Genomic DNA, 20,673 nt, shown 5'->3' on the forward strand with positions numbered 1-20,673 from the left:
TTATGCAAAAACTAATTATCGAACTTACCATTATAGCTTCTATGCAGACATTAACAACATATATACCTACAACCGCTCCTACTCATCAGGAAACCCCTGCCTATGCTAAATGGGGACAAGTTGCTGTAAAAGAAACTCAATCCAAATTTCCCCATGCAAGTATAATTGACTATCTTTATGAAGGAAGTGAACCGAAAGAAAATTCGACCATTGAAAAGTTCAGTCTAAGGTTAAAAGACAGTGACAAAGAATTTGGAGTCTCTGTTAAAATTGAATATATTACTGATACTAATGAATTGATCCATGTTCAAATCCATGAAGTTTCGGATTAATTGTTTATACTTTTTCTATTGTTTCTAAGTCATTTCTAAATATTAAGTAAGCCAATTTTATTACGACATGACCTTTAACAGATTTGCCATCTCAATTGCAGAGACGGCTGCATCGTATCCTTTGTTTCCAACCTTTGTACCTGCCCGTTCAATAGCTTGTTCTATAGATTCTGTAGTGACGATACCAAAAATAACTGGTACTCCAGTTTGTAAACCTACTTGTGCAATTCCTTTTGCTGCTTCGTTGCAAACATAATCATAGTGTGTCGTTGAACCTCTGATTACTGTACCAAGACCAATGATTGCATCGTATTTTTGGGAATCTGCCATTTTTTTTGCAATAAATGGTACTTCAAATACACCAGGAACCCAAGCAACTTCAATACTTTCTTCAACGACACCATGACGTTTTAACCCATCTATTGCACCGTCAACTAGTTTTGCATTGATGAAATCATTAAAACGTCCGACAACAATACCTACTTTCAAATCTGTTCCGATTAAATTTGCTTCGATTGTTTTTACCATCTTATTCTCTCCTTAGCTAGCTTTAATATTTATTAAATACCTTGATAGTTCTTCGATTGTGACAATCTTTAATTGATATTGTTTGGCAAGTTCCAGTAAATCTGGTAAGCGTGCCATTGAACCATCATCGTTCATTATTTCGCAAATTACACCTGATTTAGCTGATGCACAAAGCATGGCAAGGTCAACTGCAGCTTCCGTATGACCTCGTCTTTCCAGTACACCACCTGGCTTTGCGATTAGCGGAAAGACATGTCCTGGTCGTTTAAACTGTTGTGCCTTTGCTTGTGGCTTAATGACTTGTAACATCGTCTCTGATCGATCAAATGCACTTATGCCCGTTGAAGTGTTTTCATGATCAATCGACACAGTAAATGCAGTTTGATGAGAATCTGTATTATTAGAAACCATCGGATGTAATTGCAATACCTCTGCGATTTCTTCATGAATAGGCATACAAATCAATCCTCGACCATACTTCGCCATGAAATTGATGTTTTCTGGTGTTGCAAATTCTGCTAAGCAAAGGAAATCCCCTTCATTTTCGCGGTTTTCATCATCTACTAAAATAATAAGCTTTCCTTGTGTTAAATCTGTAATTGCTTCTTCTATCGTATTTAGCATGCTAATTTCTCCTTAAAAACCGTTCTGCTGTAAAAAGTCCTGGGTGATAGTCGATTCATTTTTCTTTGTACTAAATTGATGCACGTACTTCCCTAGCATGTCACCTTCGATATTAACGAGTTCACCCGCTTTTTTCATGCCTAGAACTGTTTCCTTATTTGTGTGGGGAATTAATGAAACTGTTACTGTCGACTTATTTAAATCAAAAATAGTTAAACTTGTTCCATCAATCGTTATAGACCCCTTTGGAATACAAAAGTGACTTGCTTCTTCTGATACTATAATATCGATATACACTGCATTTGCTGCATGGCGCTTTTTCAATATGGTACCCACACCATCCACATGTCCTGTAACGAAATGTCCACCGAATCGACCGTTTGCCTCTAATGCTCTTTCTAAATTGACAACTGAACTGCTATTTAATAATTTTGTTGTAGTTGCATAAAACGTCTCTGGCATAACGTCCACTGTAAATTCAAATCTTGAAAATGCGATTACTGTTAAACAGACACCATTCACTGCAATACTATCACCTAATTTGATGTCCTCTAAAATTCGTTTTGCTCGGATAATAAGTTGCATACTGCTAGCAGATGTTTGTACGTTCTTAATGGTGCCAAGCTCTTCAACAATTCCTGTAAACATCGTATCCTCCTTATTAGTAAGTACTTTTAGATGGAATCTAAAGCCTACTTCAAACAAAAACCTCCGTACACTTAAGTGTCGGAGGGAAATTAGGTAGATTCAAATAAGCCTTTTGTGTTTTTCTCTCAAAAAGCATTGAACTACTCCTTCTCCCATCCAGACTATAACTGTCGGCTTTGGATTTCCACCAAATCATGCGTTTTACGGCTCACAGGCTTTGAGATTTCTCTCTTACTGTCGATTGGGAATTTCACCCGACCCCGAAGGATAGTTATTCAATTTTAAAAAGTAGAAGTGCCTATGCTCGCGGGATCATGTCCCAACAAACTGACTTACCCAGATTTGTTGGCACCGACAAACGCTATAGCTAGACATTAAAAAACGCACCCAAATTTATGGATGCGAGAGAAGTCATACTTTAATAAGCCTTTTGTTCCTTTTTTAGCATAACTAAAAAACCTCCAAATAGGCGACTTTCTCCTTCTCCCATCCAGACTTTAACTGTCGGCTTTGGATTCTCACCAAATCATGCGTTTTACGGCTCACAGGCTTTGAGATTTCTCTCTTACTGTCGATTGGGAATTTCACCCGACCCCGAAGGAATGTTATAAAATTGTTATTAGCATAACAATTTCATATCTTAATTGCAAGGAGTTGAGTACTTTTACATGATACAAAAGGATTTTGAAAAACATAAAAAGCTAAGAACCTCTTGTGTTGAGGGTCTTAGCAACTTTTCTCTAAAAAAATAATTAGTTCATAATGATGACAATCTTTTATTTTTCATACTGTTTAATATTTTTTGCTGTATATATAAATACTGATCTAACTCTTCCACAGTCAACTCTTCAAATAACTCCACAAATATTTCTTCGCCAATCTTTTGTGCTTCCATTAAAGCAGATCGCCCTTTTTCTGTAATCTGAAGATGGATCGTCCGGCGATCTTCTTCACTATACAGTCGTTCCGCTAATTCGAACTTCACGAGCTTGCTAGAAATATTTGTGATTGCTCCTTTTGTATACCCTAAGGTCTCTGCTAAATCACTTTGCATTACCGGACCATTTGCACGTAATTGAGCTAGTACCAAAATTGCAGATATTCCTACTGGAAATTCAAATTTAGAAGAGAATTTAACTATATTTTCGTTTGAGATTATTTCAGTTGCGTGAATCAATTTAAATAAATTTGTTTTCTCCATACTAAATCCTTCTATTAACGCAACATGATGGATCCACCATCAACCATCATCGTTTGACCTGTAATATATCTTGAATCCTCACTAGCTAAAAATACTGCTACACGTCCAATATCCTCTTCTACTTCACCGAAACGACCCATCGGTATTTTACTTAGTACTGCTTCATAATATTCAGGTTGAGCTTTTGCCCATGCTTGTACTCCCTCTGAGTTAGCAACTGGACTGATAATATTCACATTAATACCAAAACGACCCCATTCGTTTGCAGCTACACGTGATATCCCACGAATTGCTTCTTTAGCAGCAGCATATGCTCCTTGAGTTTCATGACCAGCCAATCCTGCCCCTGAAGCAAAGTTAATAATATTTCCTTTTGTTTCTTTTAAGTAAGGCAGTGCAGCCTGCATTAAAAAGAATGTTGGATAGAATCCAGTCCCAAATGATAGATCAAGATCCGCTTGTGTAATATTCTCAATCGTTAATTGTTTTGATGCATGTGCATTATTTACAAGTACATCCAACTTACCATAGTTATCAACTATTGTTTTAATGATGTTTGGTAAGTTTTCGCGATCCATAAGATCTGCTTTTAAAAACATTGATCTTGGGGAAATTTCTTGTAACAATTTCTCACTTGCTTTACCTGTCTCCTCATTCACATCTACAATTGCAACGATTGCTCCTTCTTTAGCCATTGCTTTTGCCATCCCAAATCCAATTCCACCAGCACCACCAGTAATGATTACAACTTTATCTTGAAGTTTACTCATCTTTAACACTCCTTTTTCTCTAATGATTTCCAATTTAGTTTAACACTAAACAATTTAACAATAAACTAATATGGTTTATCTATTTTAAAGTTCTATAACTTTTAAATAATCATAAAATACATAGATTCTAAATTATAAAGTAAGGGGAAATGGAAATGTTTGCAGTTCATTTTATGGAGAAAAATATGGTTATTTTAACTCAAGTATTAAGAGATATCCCTTCCATCGATGATGATCTTAAAATCAAAGGTAGAAAAGGTAAAGTAATTAATGTACAGGAAACAGAAGAAAATGGTATTCAGGTTCAGGTAGAATTTGAAAAAGTGGTAGATAAAAGCAAAACTTCTGTAAAAGATCTCGGGAAGAAGAAACGAAAATAACTTTAAAACAATAATACCCGTTAAATGAGCGTATATACTCATCTAACGGGTATTTATATTTTAGTGAATATCTCGTTTTTTGAACGTACCGCCTCTTACTTCTGCCACATCTGTGATCACAATAAAAGCACCAGGATCCAATTCTTTAATAATTGTTATTAACTTGTTTTCTTCCATGCGAGTGATTACACATGTGACAATATCCATAGTTTCATTGGAGAAACCTCCGCGACCACTGGAGTACGTTACACCACGACCTAAACGATCCTGTATGGCAGACCCAATTTCCTCGGATTCTTTACTAACTATTCGAACTGATTTGGAACTTTCAAGTCCAACTTGAATAACATCAATAACTATTTTAGCTATGTAATAAGTAGTAGCTGAATAGAGTGCTCCTTCTAAACCATATATAAAACCAGCACCTAGAAAAATAAACGCATTAATAAATAAGATTATATCTCCTACTGAAAATGGTACTTTTCGAGATACTAGAACCGCTAAAACTTCTGCACCATCAAGTGCACCACCGTTACGTAATACCACACCAATACCAATACCTAGCATTACCCCTCCAGATATTACTACTAATAGTGGATCTTTTGCACTCAGAATCGGCTCAATTTGATGCATTAAAACTGTTGAAATAGATAGGGATGCTATACCAATAATACTCATTATTGCGAAGGTTTTCCCCACTTGTTTATAACCAATATATACAAACGGAATATTTAATATAAAGAGTAAAAGTCCAAGTGGTATATTAAACAAATATGTTCCCATGATACTAACACCTGTTACGCCGCCGTCAATAACTGAGTTTGGTATTAACACTGCTTCCAGTGCATAACCAGCTATAGCTGCTCCTATTACGATTAAAATTATTCTACGGACTTTATCCGCTACTTTATTTTTCTGCATAATTTCTAAAACTCCCTTATTCATAAAAAGATTAAACAAATATGATTACTATTAATTTTAAAGAAAAAAAGACTGAGTTACAAGATTAAATCTGCATAACGTAATACTTTTCAGTTTTTGATATTTATCCTCTCCTGTAAGTGAGAAAAGCCCGTAAACTTTTAAGGTTCACAGACTTTTCTTTCCCTAGCATTAGGTACCGCAAAACGTTTTGTACGGTCCTGAAGTATCAGGAGGAAGAGTAGTATAATCCATATAGTCTGCCTTGTAATCATAAGGATGTGAAATTACACTTAGCAAATTGTTTAATACACTATAGTCCTCATTATTCACTGCTGCATCAAGCGCTTCTTCTACTCGATGATTTCTCGGAATAACTACTGGATTACTTTTCTGCATTAGTTGCTTTATAAATTCTTCTGACACCTGTTGATTTTCAAGTCTAGTTTTCCATTTTTCATACCATTGTTCAAATCCATTTTTACCGAATAATTCAGTTTCTTCCACTTTATCAAGAGTCAATAATCGGAATGTATTTGTATAATCTACTTCGTATTTTTCCATAAGTTCAAGAAGGTTTTCGATTAGGGAAATATCCTCTTTTTCTATATTAAAAATCCCTAGCTTATTCCCCATTCCTGTTAACAAATAATTTTCATAAGTTACAGGGTAGGCCGCCATCGCTTCTTGCGCTTGCTGCACAGCTTCATCCAGATCTTCGTGAATAAGAGGCAATAAACTTTCTGCCAATCTCGCTAAGTTCCATGCGGCTATATTTGGCTGATTTTCATAAGCATAACGACCTTGTCTATCAATGGAACTAAATACTGTTTTCGGATTATATATATCCATAAAAGCACAAGGTCCATAATCGATTGTCTCTCCGCTTATTGTCATATTATCTGTGTTCATCACTCCATGTATAAAACCGACAAGTTGCCATTTTGCTATCAATGCCGCTTGGCGTTCAATCACTTCTTTAAGGAATGCAAGATAGCGATTTTCATTAGCCAATAAAATTGGGTAATGTCTTTCTATTGCATAATCCGCTAAAGCTTTAAGATCTTCGAATGTGCCCCATTTTGCAGCGAATTGAAAAGTACCTACACGTAAATGACTTGCAGCAATACGTGTCATCACTGCACCCGGTTGAACAGTTTCTCGCATAATACTCTCTCCGGTTGTAACTACTGATAAGCTTCTGGTTGTTGGAATTCCTAGAGCATGCATCGATTCACTAATAATATATTCACGTAACATCGGCCCGAGGCCCGCTCGTCCGTCTCCCCCACGAGAATATGGTGTTCTACCAGAGCCTTTCAATTGTACGTCTACTAGCTCCCCCGACGGAGTTATTTGTTCACCAAGCAACAGTGCTCTTCCATCACCTAACATGGTAAAATTTCCAAATTGATGACCAGCATAAGCCTGAGCTAAAGGTATACCGCCCTCAATCACCTTATTACCAGCAAGTACCTCAACACCATGAGTACTTTCTAGCTCTTTCGAATTTAGCCCAAGAGATGTTGCCACCGTATCGTTTAATATAACCAGTTTAGGATTACTAACAGGATTTACATTAATAGCTGTATGCAGTAATTCTGGAAGTTCGGTATACGTATTTTCCAAGTTCCATCCTATATTTAAATTCTCTTCCTTCATCGAATCTTCCTTTCTTGAGTTAAAAAAGCAATACTAGTTACTTATTATTCATTATTATACCCTTACACGCTACAGATACGCTTCCCTTGGCTCTCTTTTGCCTATTAAAAAAGAATGCCCTATAATAGGCATTCCCTAATATTTAAACAAGTATCTCTCGATTTGAAGAAAACATAAAAATACGAACCATTATGGTTCGTATTTTTTATGTTTATACTGCTATAATTTTCGTGTCTTCCTTTTCCCGAGTATATAATTGAATTGCAAATAGTACCCCAAATAATACAAGCCCTATTATATCCGACATGCTCTCTGGGTAGATCAATAGTAATCCTGCTCCTACTGCCAAAATTCTTTCCAACCAATTAACCTTTCTATACCAATACCCTATCATTCCTGCGCCAATAGAAATCATCCCTATTATTGCAGTAAATGTGACCCAGATAATTTCCCACAAAGTGGTATCAATCATTAACAATGTTGGAGAAAAGACCACCATGTATGGAATTATAAAGGCTGCAATTGCTAATTTCGAAGCCTCTAAACCGGTCTTTATAGGATCTCCACCAGATATCCCTGAAGCGGCAAAGGCGGCGAGTGCAACAGGAGGTGTAATATCTGCTATTATTCCAAAATAGAAAACAAAGAAATGTGCAGATAATAGAACAACAATTGGAACTGCACTTTGTGCAACATCAGGCGCTAACAAAGTAATAATCGCTGGTGCTGCAATTGTAGATGTAATTACATAGTTTGCTGTAGTTGGTGCACCCATCCCTAAAATTAGAGAAGCTATCATAACAAAGAATAATGTTAATAAGATACTTCCACCAGCTAATTTAACCAAACTTGTAGCTAGACTTAAGCCTAATCCAGTTTTTACTACTACTCCGACGATAATTCCTGCACACGCAGTAGCTGCAACAACCGCTAAAGCTGTTCTTGCCCCATCCACTAAAGCATCTAAAATTTCCTTGATACCAAGTTTAGTATCTTTGTTGATAAACCCTACTGCAATACAAGCTAAAATCCCATATAACGCTGAATGAATAACAGGAACGCCTACCATCATTAAAATAATGATTAGGAAAATAGGTAAAATTAAATAAATCTTTTTAAAGATTTCCTTCCGATCTGGCATTTGATCATCTGTTAATCCTTTTAAACCTAAACGCTTCGCTTCAAAATGGGTCATAATCCATATTCCTGTAAAATATAATAGAGCTGGAATTGCCGCTGCTTTTGCAATATCCCAGTACGTTACTCCACGTCCTATAAATTCAACCATTAAGAATGCGGCTGCACCCATAATTGGTGGCATCAACTGTCCACCAGTAGAAGACGATGCTTCAACTGCACCAGCAAACTCCTTCTTATACCCAAGCGATTTCATCATTGGAATTGTGTAGGCACCAGAAGTAACAACATTTGCTACCGAACTTCCCGAAATAGTACCCTGTAAAGCAGATGAAAAAATAGCAACCTTTGCAGGACCTCCAACTAACTTTCCAGCCACTGCAACAGACAAATCATTAAAATATTGTCCTACTCCGGTTTTCACTAAAAATGCTCCGAAAAGCAAAAAGGCAAAAATATAAGTAGATGAAACAGCAAGAGGTGTTCCTAAAATACCATCAGTTGTGTAGAACATTAAATTCACAATATTATCGACACTTTGACCCCTATGAGCCATAAATGCTGGGAAATAAGGTCCTAGGTATGCGTACACTAAAAAGATTGCAGCAATTATAGTAATAGGCAAACCAACCGCTCTTCTAGAAGCCTCTAATACAAGCAATACTGCTAGTAATCCAACAATGAAGTCCATACTCTCCAATGAACCTAAACTTTGTACTAAACGAGTATAATTTATCGTCCAATAAGTTCCAATTAACAAAGCACCAGCTGTTAGTATGAAATCATACCATGGTATTTTTGTCTTCGAAAATTTTCTACGTGCTGGAAAAAGTAAAAAGATAAAAACTAGACCGAAACCTAAATGGACTGTTCGTTGTATTTGAGCGGGAAATTGACCATATATGGCTGTATAAAGTTGAAATAAAGAGAATGCCATTAATCCAAAATAGATAATATATTTTAGCACTCCACCTAATGTCCGAGTGTTCGACTCTAGATCGTACTTTTCTAATATTTCTTGCTGTTCTTCCAAAGATAGCTCTTCAAACTGATCGTCTTGTAATGGTTGTTGGTTCTTATCTTTCATTTAATTCGACTCCTTTCACTTTTTCAAAGAGTGATATTTTTTTAATTTTAAATTCATAAGACTTGCCTCGATCTAACTCTTCTTTTAAATCGAAACTTTTCTCGTTGTAATGAAAATCTAATTTATTGTCCACATCTCCAATATGTAAAATAAAATCCTTTAATACCGCTTTATCGTATTTAAGCGTGTAAACACCATTTTCATATCTCAATGTCTGGCCTTCCTCTGCATAACCAGGCATGCCAATCGCCACATCACTATATTGCATAGAAGCCAATTTAATTTCATTTGATTCTAATACTCTATAATTCTCTATCACATCAGTCAGGTGAATAGTATGTGTAAATATAATTTGAAAGTGATCCTTTTTTTCTAATGGGATAAAATGAATACTTGGGTGCTCGGTCCTAGTTTCTGTAAAAGTAAAAGCTGAGAAAATAGGGATAAAACAAAATAAAGTTAAAAAGAAAATAATCAAAAATGGCCAAAAAATTTTTTTCATAAAGTGATTAATCCTCACTTTTTTTAACAAAAAGGGACTCGAAGCAATTCGCAACAGAGCCCCTTCTTACTTTATAATTATTTATTGACTTCATCGAAGTATTTTTTTGCTCCGGGATGAACTTCAATTCCTATACCATCTAGAGCTGTTTCAGCTTTGATGAATTCACCTTTTGCATGACTAATTTTATCTGTATTTCCATATATCGCTTTTGTTATTTTATATACTAAGTCTTCAGAAAGATCTTTGTTTACTGCTAGCATTGCAAGTACTGAAACTGTAGGTGTTTCTCCCTTAATACCATAAGTACCAGCTGGGATTGTATCCTTCGCATAATATGGATATTTCTCGATTAATGCATCTGCTTTTTCATCGCTCACTGAAATAATTGAAACTTTGTTTGTAGCATTTAGCGCTTCTACAGCACCAGTTGGATAACCAGCCGTAATAAATGCAGCATCAATTTGTCCAGACTGAATACCATCTGTTGACTCACCGAAATCTAAACTTTGTGCTTCAATATCCTCCATTGACAAACCGTGGATCTCAAGCAATTGCTCTGCATTTGCATAAGTACCTGATCCTGGAGCTCCAACAGAAACCTTTTTCCCCTTAAGATCTTCAAAAGAAGTAATTCCAGAATCCGCTAATGTTACTAATTGAACTGTTTCAGGATATAACGCACCTAGTGCAGAAACAGCATCTGTTTTCTTACCTTCAAACATCATTATTCCTTCAGTACCATAGTAAGCAATATCCGTTTGAACGAAAGCGATATTTCCTTCGCCTTCTTGTAATGCTGTCATATTAGCTGCTGATGCTTGAGATACCTCCGCAGTAGTTTTAACACCTGTTTCCGTAGTGATTAGATCCGCAAAAGTTCCACCTAACGGATAGTAGGTTCCTTGCGTTCCACCAGTTAGCATACTTAAAAATTTAATATCCTCTTTAGTTTTACCTGAATCACTATCAGAAGAATCCTCATCTGTAGAACCACAGGCTGCAAGTATCATTAAAACTAAAATACTTAGTATGCTCAACAACTTTAATTGCCTTCTTTTCATTCCATTTCCTCCCTTTTTATATAAAATCCCCTTGCACTTATTAATATTAACATATAAGTTTATTTAATTGTCAACCTATTTAGTATTTTCAGGTTTTAGAAGCATTGAAAAAAGCATGCATATAATCGTGTAAGGATTACATGCATGCTCTATTTTAAGCTCTACTTATGAGCAACCATCATATGTTGTGTTTTTTACTTTTGAACCAGTTTCGCCTCTAAGTAAGTCACCTTCAGTTGCTTCAATAATTTGATTGGTTACATTGTTAGAAATGGAATTAGCTACTAATTGTAGAAGACTATTTACATCACCTTGGGATTGTTTAAATTCTTGTACAATTGGTAGTCCATCGATTTCTTCTTCGATAGCAGCAATTTTTCCTTCAATTAGGCTAAGTGCTTTTTCTTTCCCTAAATGTTGAAAGTTAACTGCTTGTTTTTGTAAGCTTTTTAGGCTTGCTATTTTTTCACGTACCTTAGTATTCTCATTAATTTGTTCTTCTGCACGTTTGAAGAATTCAACTTCCTCTGTATTTGCAATCATTGTTGCTATTTCTTTTGCTTTTTCAATAATATCTTCTCTTGTATATTTAGTTGTAGACATTATACTCCCACCTTTTGCTCGATTATTTCATTTACTAGTTCCCCAGTAAGTGACCATGTTTTTGCTTCTACTATTTTAACCTTAACTAATGTCCCAATGATATCTTTTGGTCCTACAAAATTTACTAGTTTACTTTTGCTCGTATAACCTGCAAGTACGTCAGGATTATTCTTACTTTCACCTTCGACTAAAACTTCCACAATTTGTCCATCATGCTTTTTCATAGCCTCCGCAGACATATCATTCACCAGCTTATTTAATCGCTGAAGTCGTTGTTTTTTCACTTCCATCGGTACGTTATCTGCCATTTTTGCAGCTGGTGTACCTTCTCGAGGAGAGTAAATGTACGTGTATGCTATTTCGAATCCTACTTCTTTATACAAAGACATTGTTTCTTCAAATTGTTCCTCTGTTTCATTTGGAAAGCCAACAATTATATCCGTTGTCAATGAGACGTTCGGTATAGCTGCTTTTATCTTTCTAACTAGCTCTAAGTAGTGCTCTCTTGTGTATTTACGAGCCATTATCTTAAGAATATCCGAAGACCCAGATTGAACAGGTAAATGAATGTGGTCGACTAAATTTCCTCCCTTGGCAAGCACTTCGATCAAATGATCATCGAAGTCTCTAGGATGACTAGTCATGAAACGAATGCGTGCTACGTCAATTTTCCGAAGATCATCCATTAAATCACCAAATCGATAATTCAAATCTTCAAAGTCTTTTCCGTAAGCATTAACATTTTGACCAAGCAATGTTACTTCTTTGTATCCTTGCGCAGCAAGATGTCTAATTTCTTGAATAATATCTTCCGGACGACGACTACGCTCTTTTCCACGTGTATATGGAACGATACAATATGTACAGAATTTATCGCAGCCGTACATAATGTTGACCCAGGCTTTAATCGAACCTTTACGTACTCGCGGCAGATTTTCTATAACGTCTCCTTCTTTAGACCAAACCTCTACAACCATTTCTTTTGAAAGGTATGCTTCGTTCAATATTTCAGGAAGACGGTGAATATTATGTGTTCCAAAAATCATATCTACTTGATTGTAAGTTTTTAATATTTTTTTTACAACTGATTCTTCTTGGGACATACATCCGCATACACCAATTAGGACATCAGGATTTTTTTGTTTTAAATGCTTAAAGTGACCAAGCTCACCAAATACTTTATTTTCAGCGTTTTCACGAATTGCACAAGTATTAAGTAAAACCACATTGGCATCATCTACAGTATCCGTAGGTTCATAACCTAGTTGTATGAAAATACCTGCCATTACTTCTGTATCATGTTCATTCATTTGACAACCGTATGTGCGTATATAAAATTTTCTGTTTTGACCCATATCTTTAAATTGTTCTGCAATAGCAAAGTCGTTATGGTACTCTATTTCTTCTTTGCCACGTTTTTTCGCATCTTTTAATGATGGTGGAGTATAGACTGCTTGAAAATATTTACTATAATCCTTATCGGATTTTTTATCCAAAGAGCTAGCTTCCTTCACTTGAGTACTTTGTAAACGTGATTCCTCGTTCATAAGAACTCTCCTTTCCTTCATTCGTGAAAAGTACGAATATCCCTACTATTATACTGAATAGTTATGTATTGCCACAAGGCTTTCAGCTTAAAATTGCCTAATTAGACAAATTAAGTGCATATACTTAGTTTATCGGGATTAGTTGGGAGAGGTTATGGGCTATATCTTCATGCTAGAGGGCTATATGAGAATATTTATGGGCTATACTCTATCATTTATGGACTTGCTTAGTTTTTATGGGCTATATTGGCTTGTTATAGGCCATAATCCATTTTTAATGGGCTTTCGTTCGCAGAAAAAAAGCTCATGAACTTTTGACATTCATGAGCCCTGAAACCATTACATAAAGTCTTGAATTAAAGCATTGAATTCCTGTTCACTCATCTTCAAATTTTGATCGACAAGTGGTGTTGGCGCATACCCAGGAACTTGTTCTTGGTATGATGGTGCATTTTCGTCTTGATATATGATACCTGTTACAAGACCTTTTGTTTCCATTACTAATTTCATAGCTTCATCTCTGTTTGTAGAGTCATATCCTTCTACAGCAGAAAGCTTAGTTAAATGCTCTTTAAACCAGTCATACGTATTTACTTTATTGTATGTTACACATGGGCTAAATACATTTATAAACGAGAAGCCTTTGTGATTAATGCCCGCCTCAATAATAGCAGTTAGCTCTTTAATATCAGAAGAAAATCCTTGCGCTACAAATGTTGCTCCGGATGTAAGAGCTAGTTCTAATGGCTGCACGGATGGTTCAATTGCTCCACCAGGAGTTGACTTCGTTTTAAAGCCCTCTGCTGAACGTGGAGACGTTTGCCCTTTTGTTAATCCGTAGATTTGGTTATCCATAACAACATAAGTTATATCTACATTACGACGTATCGAGTGAATGGTATGACCCATACCTATTGCAAAGCCATCTCCATCTCCACCAGAAGCGATAACGTGTAAATCTTTGTTTGCCATTTTTAGGCCCTGAGCTATTGGTAGTGCACGCCCATGAATGCCATGAAAACCGTATGAGTGAATATATCCAGAAATACGTCCAGAACAACCGATACCAGAAATTACAGCTAAATCATGTGGTTGAATGCCAACATTTGCAGCAGCACGTTGAATCGCTGCCTGCACTGAGAAGTCACCACATCCTGGACACCAGTTAGGTTTTACGTTATTACGAAAATCTTTAAATGTTACCATCTGTTAGCAACTCCTTTACTTGTTTTGCAAGCTGTAATGGTAAAAATGGTGTGCCATCATATTTTGTGACACTCACCAATTTATCATGACCACCGACATTCATTTTGATGATATTTGCTAATTGTCCAGTTGCATTGTTTTCCACTACTACCACTTTTTTTGCTTTCGCAACTAGTGATTGCATTTCCGTCACTGGGAATGGGTGGATTAAGCGAATATGCGCATGATTTACTTTAACATCACTTTCAATAAGTGTTTGTTGTAATTCTTCCAACACACCTCTAGTAGAGTTGAAACCAACAAATAGTATATCAGCCTCTTCATATGGTGCGTTTACATATACAGGCTCTTTGAAGTTAATATGATTAAGCTTTCCTAAACGTTTGTCCATTTGAGCCTTACGATTTGTAGCTGCCTCCGATGGTTTACCTGTTTCATCATGCTCTACACCAGTTACATGATGAATCGCATGCTGTGTGCCTGGTAAGACACGTGGTGATACCCCATCTTCAGTCAGTTCATAGCGTTTGAAGTACGATTTATCTTCCGTTACCGGTATTTCTTCATTCTCCACTAATTTTCCACGACGAATTTCAACCTTCGAATAATCAAATGGCTCCACTGTTTGTTTACCAAGTGATAGTTGTAAATCAGATAAGATTATTACGGGAAGTTGCAATTCTTCTGCAATATTGAACGCTTGAATAGTATCGTAGAAAGCTTCTTCTCCAGTACTTGGTGCAATAACCACTTTTGGAATTTCGCCATGAGTTCCATAAATCATTTGCATTAAGTCGGATTGTTCCTGTTTAGTTGGTAAACCTGTTGAAGGTCCACCACGCTGTGTATCCACGATTACAAGTGGTTGTTCAGTCATACCAGAAAGTCCGATTGCTTCCATCATGAGCGACAGTCCTGGACCCGCTGATGCAGTAAATGCACGAACACCTCCATAGTTTGAACCAATCGCCATTGTAGCGGCAGCAATTTCATCTTCTGTTTGAATAACTGCACCACCAAAGAGTGGTAGTTTTTTAATCATATATTCCATAATTTCTGAGGCAGGTGTGATTGGATATGCTGCCATAAAACGAACACCTGCAGCTAATGCCCCAAATGCAATTGCATCGTTTCCAATCATGAACATACGGTGTTTTCCATCTGCAGGAGCAATTTCCCATTCCCCTAAACGATCTCCGAGCTGCTCCGCCATTGTATCAAAACCTTGTTGAATAGCTTGCATGTTTTTTTCTACTACTTCTTGTCCTTTTTTACCGAAGATTTCATCTACCACACCTTGGAATACTGCTTTGTCTAAGTTAAGTAATGCTGCACTGGCGCCAATTGCTACCATGTTTTTCATAAGAGATGTCCCAAGTTCTGCAGCTATCTCTGTGAAAGGGACGATATACATTGGGGCCTTACAATCTTCAGGAGCCACTGGTGAGAATTTTGCATCTGCTAAAACAATGCTTTTTTCCGTTAACTCTTTGTAATTTACATCAATTGTTTCTTGATCAAATGCTACTAAAATATCTAAATCATCTGGTATTGTACGAACTTGTGTTGGGCGTACACAGATTTTATTGTTTGTATGGCCACCTTTAATACGTGAAGAGAAATGACGGTATCCGTATAGATAGTATCCAAGGCGATTCATCGCCATTGAGAATATTTCTCCTGTACTCTCAATTCCCTCTCCTTGCTGCCCTCCTACTTTCCAAGAAAGCTGTTGCAACATATAAACATCTCCTTACTATTCGATTAAATACTAATTTCCTTCATAAGTTTATCATGAAGTTTAAGTTATCACTATGTATTCTCTATATTTTTATAGAAATTCAGACCTTTGACGGAAGCTTATCGTCACATTTTATTCGAATAGTTTGGAGTGAAAGGCGGCGAGGAGGCTGAAGCTAATCCAACTGAAATCATTGTGCTATTAGCAGCGCTCACTAGACCTCTTACAAAAGAGAGGTCGCTACTCTATGAGCAGCGACCTCTTGTCTATTTTGATCTTTTTTCAACAAGTAACTTTAAAGCTGTTCGATCTTCACCTGAAATGACAATATCGGTGAAGGCAGGAGAACAAGTTAAGTCTGTTCCACTTGGAGCTACAAATCCTCTGGCAATTGCTATCGCTTTGATAGCCTGGTTTAATGCTCCTGCTCCTACTGCTTGCATCTCTGCATACCCTTGTTCTCTTATTACTGCAACTAATGCCCCAGCAACTGAATTTGGGTTTGAACGGGAAGATACTTTTAAAGAATCCACTATCATTTCTCCTTTTGTCGCTATATTATGAACTTGCTTCTGGTCCATAACCTAACGTATGCGCAGGAGTAATCTTTTAGACTTTTTAACCTTTAAATGGGTAATCCTCATTTATATAAATTCTTTCCTGGTGTATCGCTTTTCCAGTAGTATTGTCCACTTCTACGAAGAAACCACTGAGCACAGAACGACCTTCCTTCGGTACCTCGAATCGCGTTGGCATATTTGTTTGAAAGCGGTAAAGTACATCCTCTTTTTTCATACCCAAAACTCCATCATAAGGACCTGTCATTCCCACGTCTGTAATATATGCGGTACCTCCAGGTAAAATACGAGAATCTGCAGTTTGAACATGTGTATGTGTTCCTACAACAACAGAAGCTTTTCCATCTAAATGCCAACCAAATGCAATTTTTTCACTTGTCGCTTCGGCATGGAAGTCTACAAAGACAATCGGTGATAACTTTTTGGCTTCTGACACCATCTCTGTTGCCATTTTAAAAGGATCATCATGTGGTGGTAGAAACGTTCTACCGTGCATATTGATCACAGATATGGTATGACCATTTTTGGAAATGGACGTCATTCCTTTACCAGGTGCGTCTTCTGAAAAATTGGCAGGTCGTATTAAGTAGTCTGTGTCATCGATAAAATCCATGATTTCTTTTTGATCCCAAGTATGGTTACCCATTGTCACCACATCTACTCCCATATGGAGCAATGACTGGAAAATACTTTTTGTAATCCCGCGTCCTGCCGCTGCGTTTTCTCCATTAGCAATGACTACATCTACATCGTATTTTCTTCTCAGTCTTGGTAGATAATCCTCTAACGTGTCTCGTCCCATTGAACCAACGATGTCACCTATAAATAATATTCTCATTACTACATCAATTCCTTTCACGAAAAAAAGGCTTCATTTCGAAGCCTTTTTGTTAATACTACCATAAAGCATTCACATCTATACTAGATGTTATTTTGCATATTCTACTGCTCTAGTTTCTCTAATAACGGTCACTTTTATATGACCAGGATAATCTAACTCTTCTTCAATTCGTTTACGGATATCTCTTGCCAAACGATGAGCAGTTAAGTCATCAATTTGATCTGGACGAACCATAATACGAATTTCTCGACCAGCTTGAATAGCGAATGATTTTTCTACACCTTCGTAGGATTCAGAAATTTCCTCTAATTTCTCCAAGCGACGAATGTAGTTTTCTAATGTTTCACTTCTTGCACCAGGTCGTGCTGCAGATAATGCATCGGCAGCTGCCACTAATACAGCAATAACGGAAGTAGCTTCTGTATCCCCATGATGGGAAGCAATACTATTAATAACTACAGGATGTTCTTTGTATTTTGTTGCTAGCTCGACACCGATTTCTACGTGGCTACCTTCCACTTCATGGTCAATTGCTTTCCCAATGTCATGTAGTAACCCTGCACGTCTTGCAAGTGTTACATCTTCACCAAGCTCTGCTGCCAACAACCCTGACAAGTAGGCAACTTCTGTGGAGTGTTTTAATACATTTTGGCCATAACTTGTACGATAACGCAGTCTACCTAGAATTTTCATAAGATCTGGATGTAAATTATGAATCCCCATATCGAAAGTAGTTTGTTCTCCAATTTCACGAATTTGTTCATCTACTTCTCTTCTAGACTTTTCTACCATTTCTTCGATTCGCGCCGGATGAATTCGTCCATCCTGTACCAGTTTTTCAAGTGCTAAACGCGCTGTTTCTCTTCGAATTGGATCAAAACCTGAAAGAATTACTGCTTCTGGTGTATCATCAATAATTAAATCGATACCAGTTAACGTTTCAAGTGTACGAATGTTTCGACCTTCACGTCCTATAATGCGACCTTTCATCTCATCATTCGGCAGATTAACTACAGAAACAGTTGTTTCAGCAACATGGTCTGCAGCAAAACGTTGTAACGCAAGGGAAAGAATCTCTCGAGACTTTTTATCGGATTCTTCTTTAGCTCTAGTTTCCGATTCCTTTGTCATCACAGCAATATCAGTAGTAAGCTCATTCTCTACTTCCTGAAGAATTATTGACTTCGCTTCTTCACGGGTTAAAGTAGAAATTCTTTCTAGTTCTGTTTGTTGCTCTTTAACTAGTTCATCCACTTTGCGTTCTTTTTGTTCGATATGCTGTTGTCTTTCAGTTAGAGCATCATCTTTACGCTCAAGACTTACTTCTCTCTTGTTTAGAGCATCATCTTTACGATCAAGGTTCTCTTCTCTTTGTACTAACCGATTTTCCTGTTTTTGCAGTTCCATACGGCGTTCACGGATGTCAGATTCTGCTTCATTTCGTAATTGGTGAGCTTCATCTTTGGCTTCTAAAAGTGCTTCTTTCTTCAACGCTTCCGCTTCTCGCTTTGCTTCATCTATGAGATTAGCTGAAGATTGTTTTGCACCAGTCACTTTTGAATCGTTCACGTTTTTTAGATAAATATAACCAACAACGGCACCGACAATCAGACCAAGCAAAGCGGAGATGATAATTTCTGTCATTCGAACACCCCCTAATGCTATACTTTTTAGTTTCAGTCGGCACGTATATACAAAACCATATACGTAATGCCTATAATCATTTAATAATAAAGAAATTATACAATTTTAATTGTATAGATGTAGAAATACTCTGTCAAGGAAGGGAGGTATAATATATATAAAGTAGGACAAAATAGATAGATGTTTGTGCAAAATTCCATTCAAATGAATTTAAGCACAAGCTTTTATAAGATCAAAACTTGTTTCTATCCTTTTAGATGTGCTTAAATAAGCCATTTTCTATTTGATAATGTTACTAATTTTATAGCCCGATATGAATGACAAGTCATTTGAAACGGAAATTATAACAGGATTATTATTTATCCAGAAGGAACTAGTCTACAACATACAATTTATATGTTTTCAAAAAAAGTCTCTCAAATGAATGAGAGACTTTCTGTCTTGTTATTACTTATCCTCTAATAATAATTCAAATTCTTCGTCTTCGTCCTCTTCAATCTCATGTGCACCAATCGTTAAAGAGCCTGCCGCCATTCCAAGAGATTCACGGATTTTACCAGTGATTTCTGCTTTAATAGAAGGATTCTCTTTTAAATATTGTTTTGCATTTTCTCTACCTTGTCCTATACGTTCCTCATTGTACGCATACCAAGAACCACTTTTTTGAATAATGTCATATTCAGAACCAATATCAACTACTTCTCCTTCTTGAGATATTCCTTCACCATACATAATATCTACTTCCGCAGTTCTAAATGGTGGAGCAACTTTGTTCTTCACTACTTTAATTTTTGTTTTATTACCCATAATCTCTGTACCTTGCTTAATTGCTTCTGCACGTCTTACTTCTAAACGGACAGAACTATAGAATTTAAGCGCACGACCACCTGGTGTAGTTTCCGGATTTCCGAACATTACTCCAATTTTTTCACGAACTTGGTTGATGAAAATAGCGATTGTGTTCGATTTATTAATAACACCAGAAAGTTTACGTAATGCTTGAGACATTAGTCGAGCTTGAAGACCCATATGAGAATCTCCCATCTCTCCTTCAATTTCAGCTTTAGGTACTAAAGCTGCTACAGAGTCAATTACTAGTATTTCAATTGCACCACTACGTACTAGTGCTTCTGCAATTTCAAGTGCTTGCTCTCCTGTATCCGGTTGAGATAAAAGTAATTCATCAATATTTACACCTAGTTTTTGTGCGTAAACTGGATCTAATGCATGCTCAGCATCGATGAATGCAGCTGTCCCACCAGTTTTTTGTATTTCTGCAATTGCGTGGAGAGCAACAGTTGTTTTACCTGAACTTTCTGGACCATATATTTCAATAATACGTCCTCTTGGATATCCGCCTATTCCTAATGCAGCATCTAATGCTAGAGAGCCACTTGAAGAAGTAGAAATTTCAAGATTTGTTTTTTCTCCTAATCTCATAACAGAACCTTTACCGAATTGTTTCTCTATTTGTTTTAACGCCATATCTAATGCTGCTTTACGATCATTATTAGCCAATTAATTTCCTCCTAAAAGAAATGATGATGTTTTTTATTTCTATCCTTACTATACTCGGTCTTTGAGAAATTTACAAGAAAAAAGCGAACGTTCATTCGTTTATTTTTTACGTCTATTTAATTTTGAGTGTGAAAAACGG

Annotated in this window: 19 protein-coding genes, 1 pseudogene and 2 riboswitches; of the genes and pseudogenes, 2 read left to right on the forward strand and 18 right to left on the reverse strand. The window is 36.6% G+C overall.

All coding sequences use genetic code 11. The features are described from left to right. Positions 1-2: 2 nt before the first annotated feature. A complete protein-coding gene (locus BM260_RS03395; RefSeq protein WP_093534995.1) occupies positions 3-332 on the forward strand; it encodes a DUF3889 domain-containing protein in 330 nt (109 codons plus the stop codon). 60 nt (positions 333-392) lie between these two features. Here the strand turns inward: BM260_RS03395 and ribH are convergent, their stop codons facing one another. The 5 genes and pseudogenes from ribH to BM260_RS03420 form a co-directional block, all read right to left on the reverse strand. Further along, a complete protein-coding gene (gene ribH, locus BM260_RS03400) occupies positions 393-860 on the reverse strand; it encodes a 6,7-dimethyl-8-ribityllumazine synthase (RefSeq protein WP_093534997.1) in 468 nt (155 codons plus the stop codon). Positions 861-896: 36 nt separating this feature from the next. Then, positions 897-1,484, reverse strand: a pseudogene (gene ribB / locus BM260_RS03405) (3,4-dihydroxy-2-butanone-4-phosphate synthase); the annotation flags it as partial. A 12-nt stretch (positions 1,485-1,496) separates the two neighbouring features. Then, positions 1,497-2,132, reverse strand: a complete 636-nt coding sequence (gene ribE, locus BM260_RS03410; RefSeq protein WP_093535001.1) for a riboflavin synthase — start codon at positions 2,130-2,132, stop codon at positions 1,497-1,499. Between the two features lie 140 nt (positions 2,133-2,272). Then, a riboswitch (FMN riboswitch) is annotated at positions 2,273-2,404 on the reverse strand. A 202-nt stretch (positions 2,405-2,606) separates the two neighbouring features. Beyond that, positions 2,607-2,738: riboswitch (FMN riboswitch) on the reverse strand. Between the two features lie 151 nt (positions 2,739-2,889). Continuing rightward, on the reverse strand, positions 2,890-3,333 hold the full coding sequence (locus BM260_RS03415) for a MarR family winged helix-turn-helix transcriptional regulator (RefSeq protein ID WP_093535003.1): 444 nt from the start codon (positions 3,331-3,333) through the stop codon (positions 2,890-2,892). Positions 3,334-3,347: 14 nt separating this feature from the next. After that, positions 3,348-4,103 (reverse strand): SDR family NAD(P)-dependent oxidoreductase, encoded by a 756-nt coding sequence (locus tag BM260_RS03420; RefSeq protein ID WP_093535005.1) that lies wholly within the window; start codon positions 4,101-4,103, stop codon positions 3,348-3,350. A gap of 155 nt (positions 4,104-4,258) precedes the next feature. Between BM260_RS03420 and BM260_RS03425 the strand changes: the two genes are divergently transcribed. Further along, on the forward strand, positions 4,259-4,483 hold the full coding sequence (locus BM260_RS03425) for a hypothetical protein (protein ID WP_093535007.1): 225 nt from the start codon (positions 4,259-4,261) through the stop codon (positions 4,481-4,483). A gap of 60 nt (positions 4,484-4,543) precedes the next feature. Here BM260_RS03425 and BM260_RS03430 read toward each other — a convergent pair whose 3' ends face one another. The 13 genes from BM260_RS03430 to recA all read right to left on the reverse strand — a co-directional run bounded on the left by BM260_RS03430 (position 4,544) and on the right by recA (position 20,534). Next, complete coding sequence (locus tag BM260_RS03430; protein ID WP_407691697.1) at positions 4,544-5,428, reverse strand: YitT family protein; 885 nt, start codon at positions 5,426-5,428, stop codon at positions 4,544-4,546. Between the two features lie 168 nt (positions 5,429-5,596). After that, complete coding sequence (locus BM260_RS03435) at positions 5,597-7,066, reverse strand: protein adenylyltransferase SelO (protein WP_093535011.1); 1,470 nt, start codon at positions 7,064-7,066, stop codon at positions 5,597-5,599. Between the two features lie 211 nt (positions 7,067-7,277). Next, complete coding sequence (locus tag BM260_RS03440; RefSeq protein ID WP_093535013.1) at positions 7,278-9,290, reverse strand: TRAP transporter permease; 2,013 nt, start codon at positions 9,288-9,290, stop codon at positions 7,278-7,280. Then, positions 9,280-9,792: a DUF1850 domain-containing protein gene (locus BM260_RS03445; RefSeq protein ID WP_093535715.1), complete on the reverse strand. Its 513-nt coding sequence runs from the start codon at positions 9,790-9,792 to the stop codon at positions 9,280-9,282. Before BM260_RS03445 ends, BM260_RS03440 begins: the two co-directional genes overlap by 11 nt. Positions 9,793-9,869: 77 nt before the next feature. Further along, positions 9,870-10,856 carry a TAXI family TRAP transporter solute-binding subunit gene (locus BM260_RS03450; RefSeq protein WP_093535015.1) on the reverse strand — a complete coding sequence of 329 codons (987 nt, stop codon included), beginning with the start codon at positions 10,854-10,856 and terminating at the stop codon, positions 9,870-9,872. 165 nt (positions 10,857-11,021) lie between these two features. After that, the gene (locus BM260_RS03455) at positions 11,022-11,459 is read right to left on the reverse strand and encodes a RicAFT regulatory complex protein RicA family protein (protein ID WP_093535017.1); all 438 of its coding nucleotides are present in this window, start codon (positions 11,457-11,459) and stop codon (positions 11,022-11,024) included. Next, on the reverse strand, positions 11,459-13,006 hold the full coding sequence (gene miaB / locus BM260_RS03460; RefSeq protein ID WP_093535019.1) for a tRNA (N6-isopentenyl adenosine(37)-C2)-methylthiotransferase MiaB: 1,548 nt from the start codon (positions 13,004-13,006) through the stop codon (positions 11,459-11,461). The genes BM260_RS03455 and miaB overlap by 1 nt, the downstream gene beginning before the upstream one ends. A gap of 339 nt (positions 13,007-13,345) precedes the next feature. Continuing rightward, positions 13,346-14,212 carry a 2-oxoacid:ferredoxin oxidoreductase subunit beta gene (locus BM260_RS03465; RefSeq protein ID WP_093535021.1) on the reverse strand — a complete coding sequence of 289 codons (867 nt, stop codon included), beginning with the start codon at positions 14,210-14,212 and terminating at the stop codon, positions 13,346-13,348. Next, positions 14,199-15,953, reverse strand: coding sequence for a 2-oxoacid:acceptor oxidoreductase subunit alpha (locus tag BM260_RS03470; protein WP_093535023.1), 1,755 nt, complete (start codon positions 15,951-15,953; stop codon positions 14,199-14,201). The genes BM260_RS03465 and BM260_RS03470 overlap by 14 nt, the downstream gene beginning before the upstream one ends. 266 nt (positions 15,954-16,219) lie before the next feature. Then, positions 16,220-16,486 (reverse strand): stage V sporulation protein S, encoded by a 267-nt coding sequence (locus BM260_RS03475; RefSeq protein WP_093535025.1) that lies wholly within the window; start codon positions 16,484-16,486, stop codon positions 16,220-16,222. Between the two features lie 85 nt (positions 16,487-16,571). Next, entirely contained in the window at positions 16,572-17,369 is a 798-nt protein-coding gene (locus tag BM260_RS03480) for a TIGR00282 family metallophosphoesterase (protein WP_093535717.1), read from the reverse strand. 90 nt (positions 17,370-17,459) lie between these two features. Further along, positions 17,460-19,016, reverse strand: coding sequence for a ribonuclease Y (rny, locus tag BM260_RS03485; protein ID WP_093535027.1), 1,557 nt, complete (start codon positions 19,014-19,016; stop codon positions 17,460-17,462). Between the two features lie 447 nt (positions 19,017-19,463). Next, positions 19,464-20,534 carry a recombinase RecA gene (recA, locus tag BM260_RS03490; protein ID WP_281249736.1) on the reverse strand — a complete coding sequence of 357 codons (1,071 nt, stop codon included), beginning with the start codon at positions 20,532-20,534 and terminating at the stop codon, positions 19,464-19,466. Between the last annotated feature and the right edge of the window lie 139 nt (positions 20,535-20,673).

Source organism: Psychrobacillus psychrotolerans (assembly GCF_900115805.1).
In the GTDB taxonomy this organism is placed as follows: domain Bacteria; phylum Bacillota; class Bacilli; order Bacillales_A; family Planococcaceae; genus Psychrobacillus; species Psychrobacillus psychrotolerans.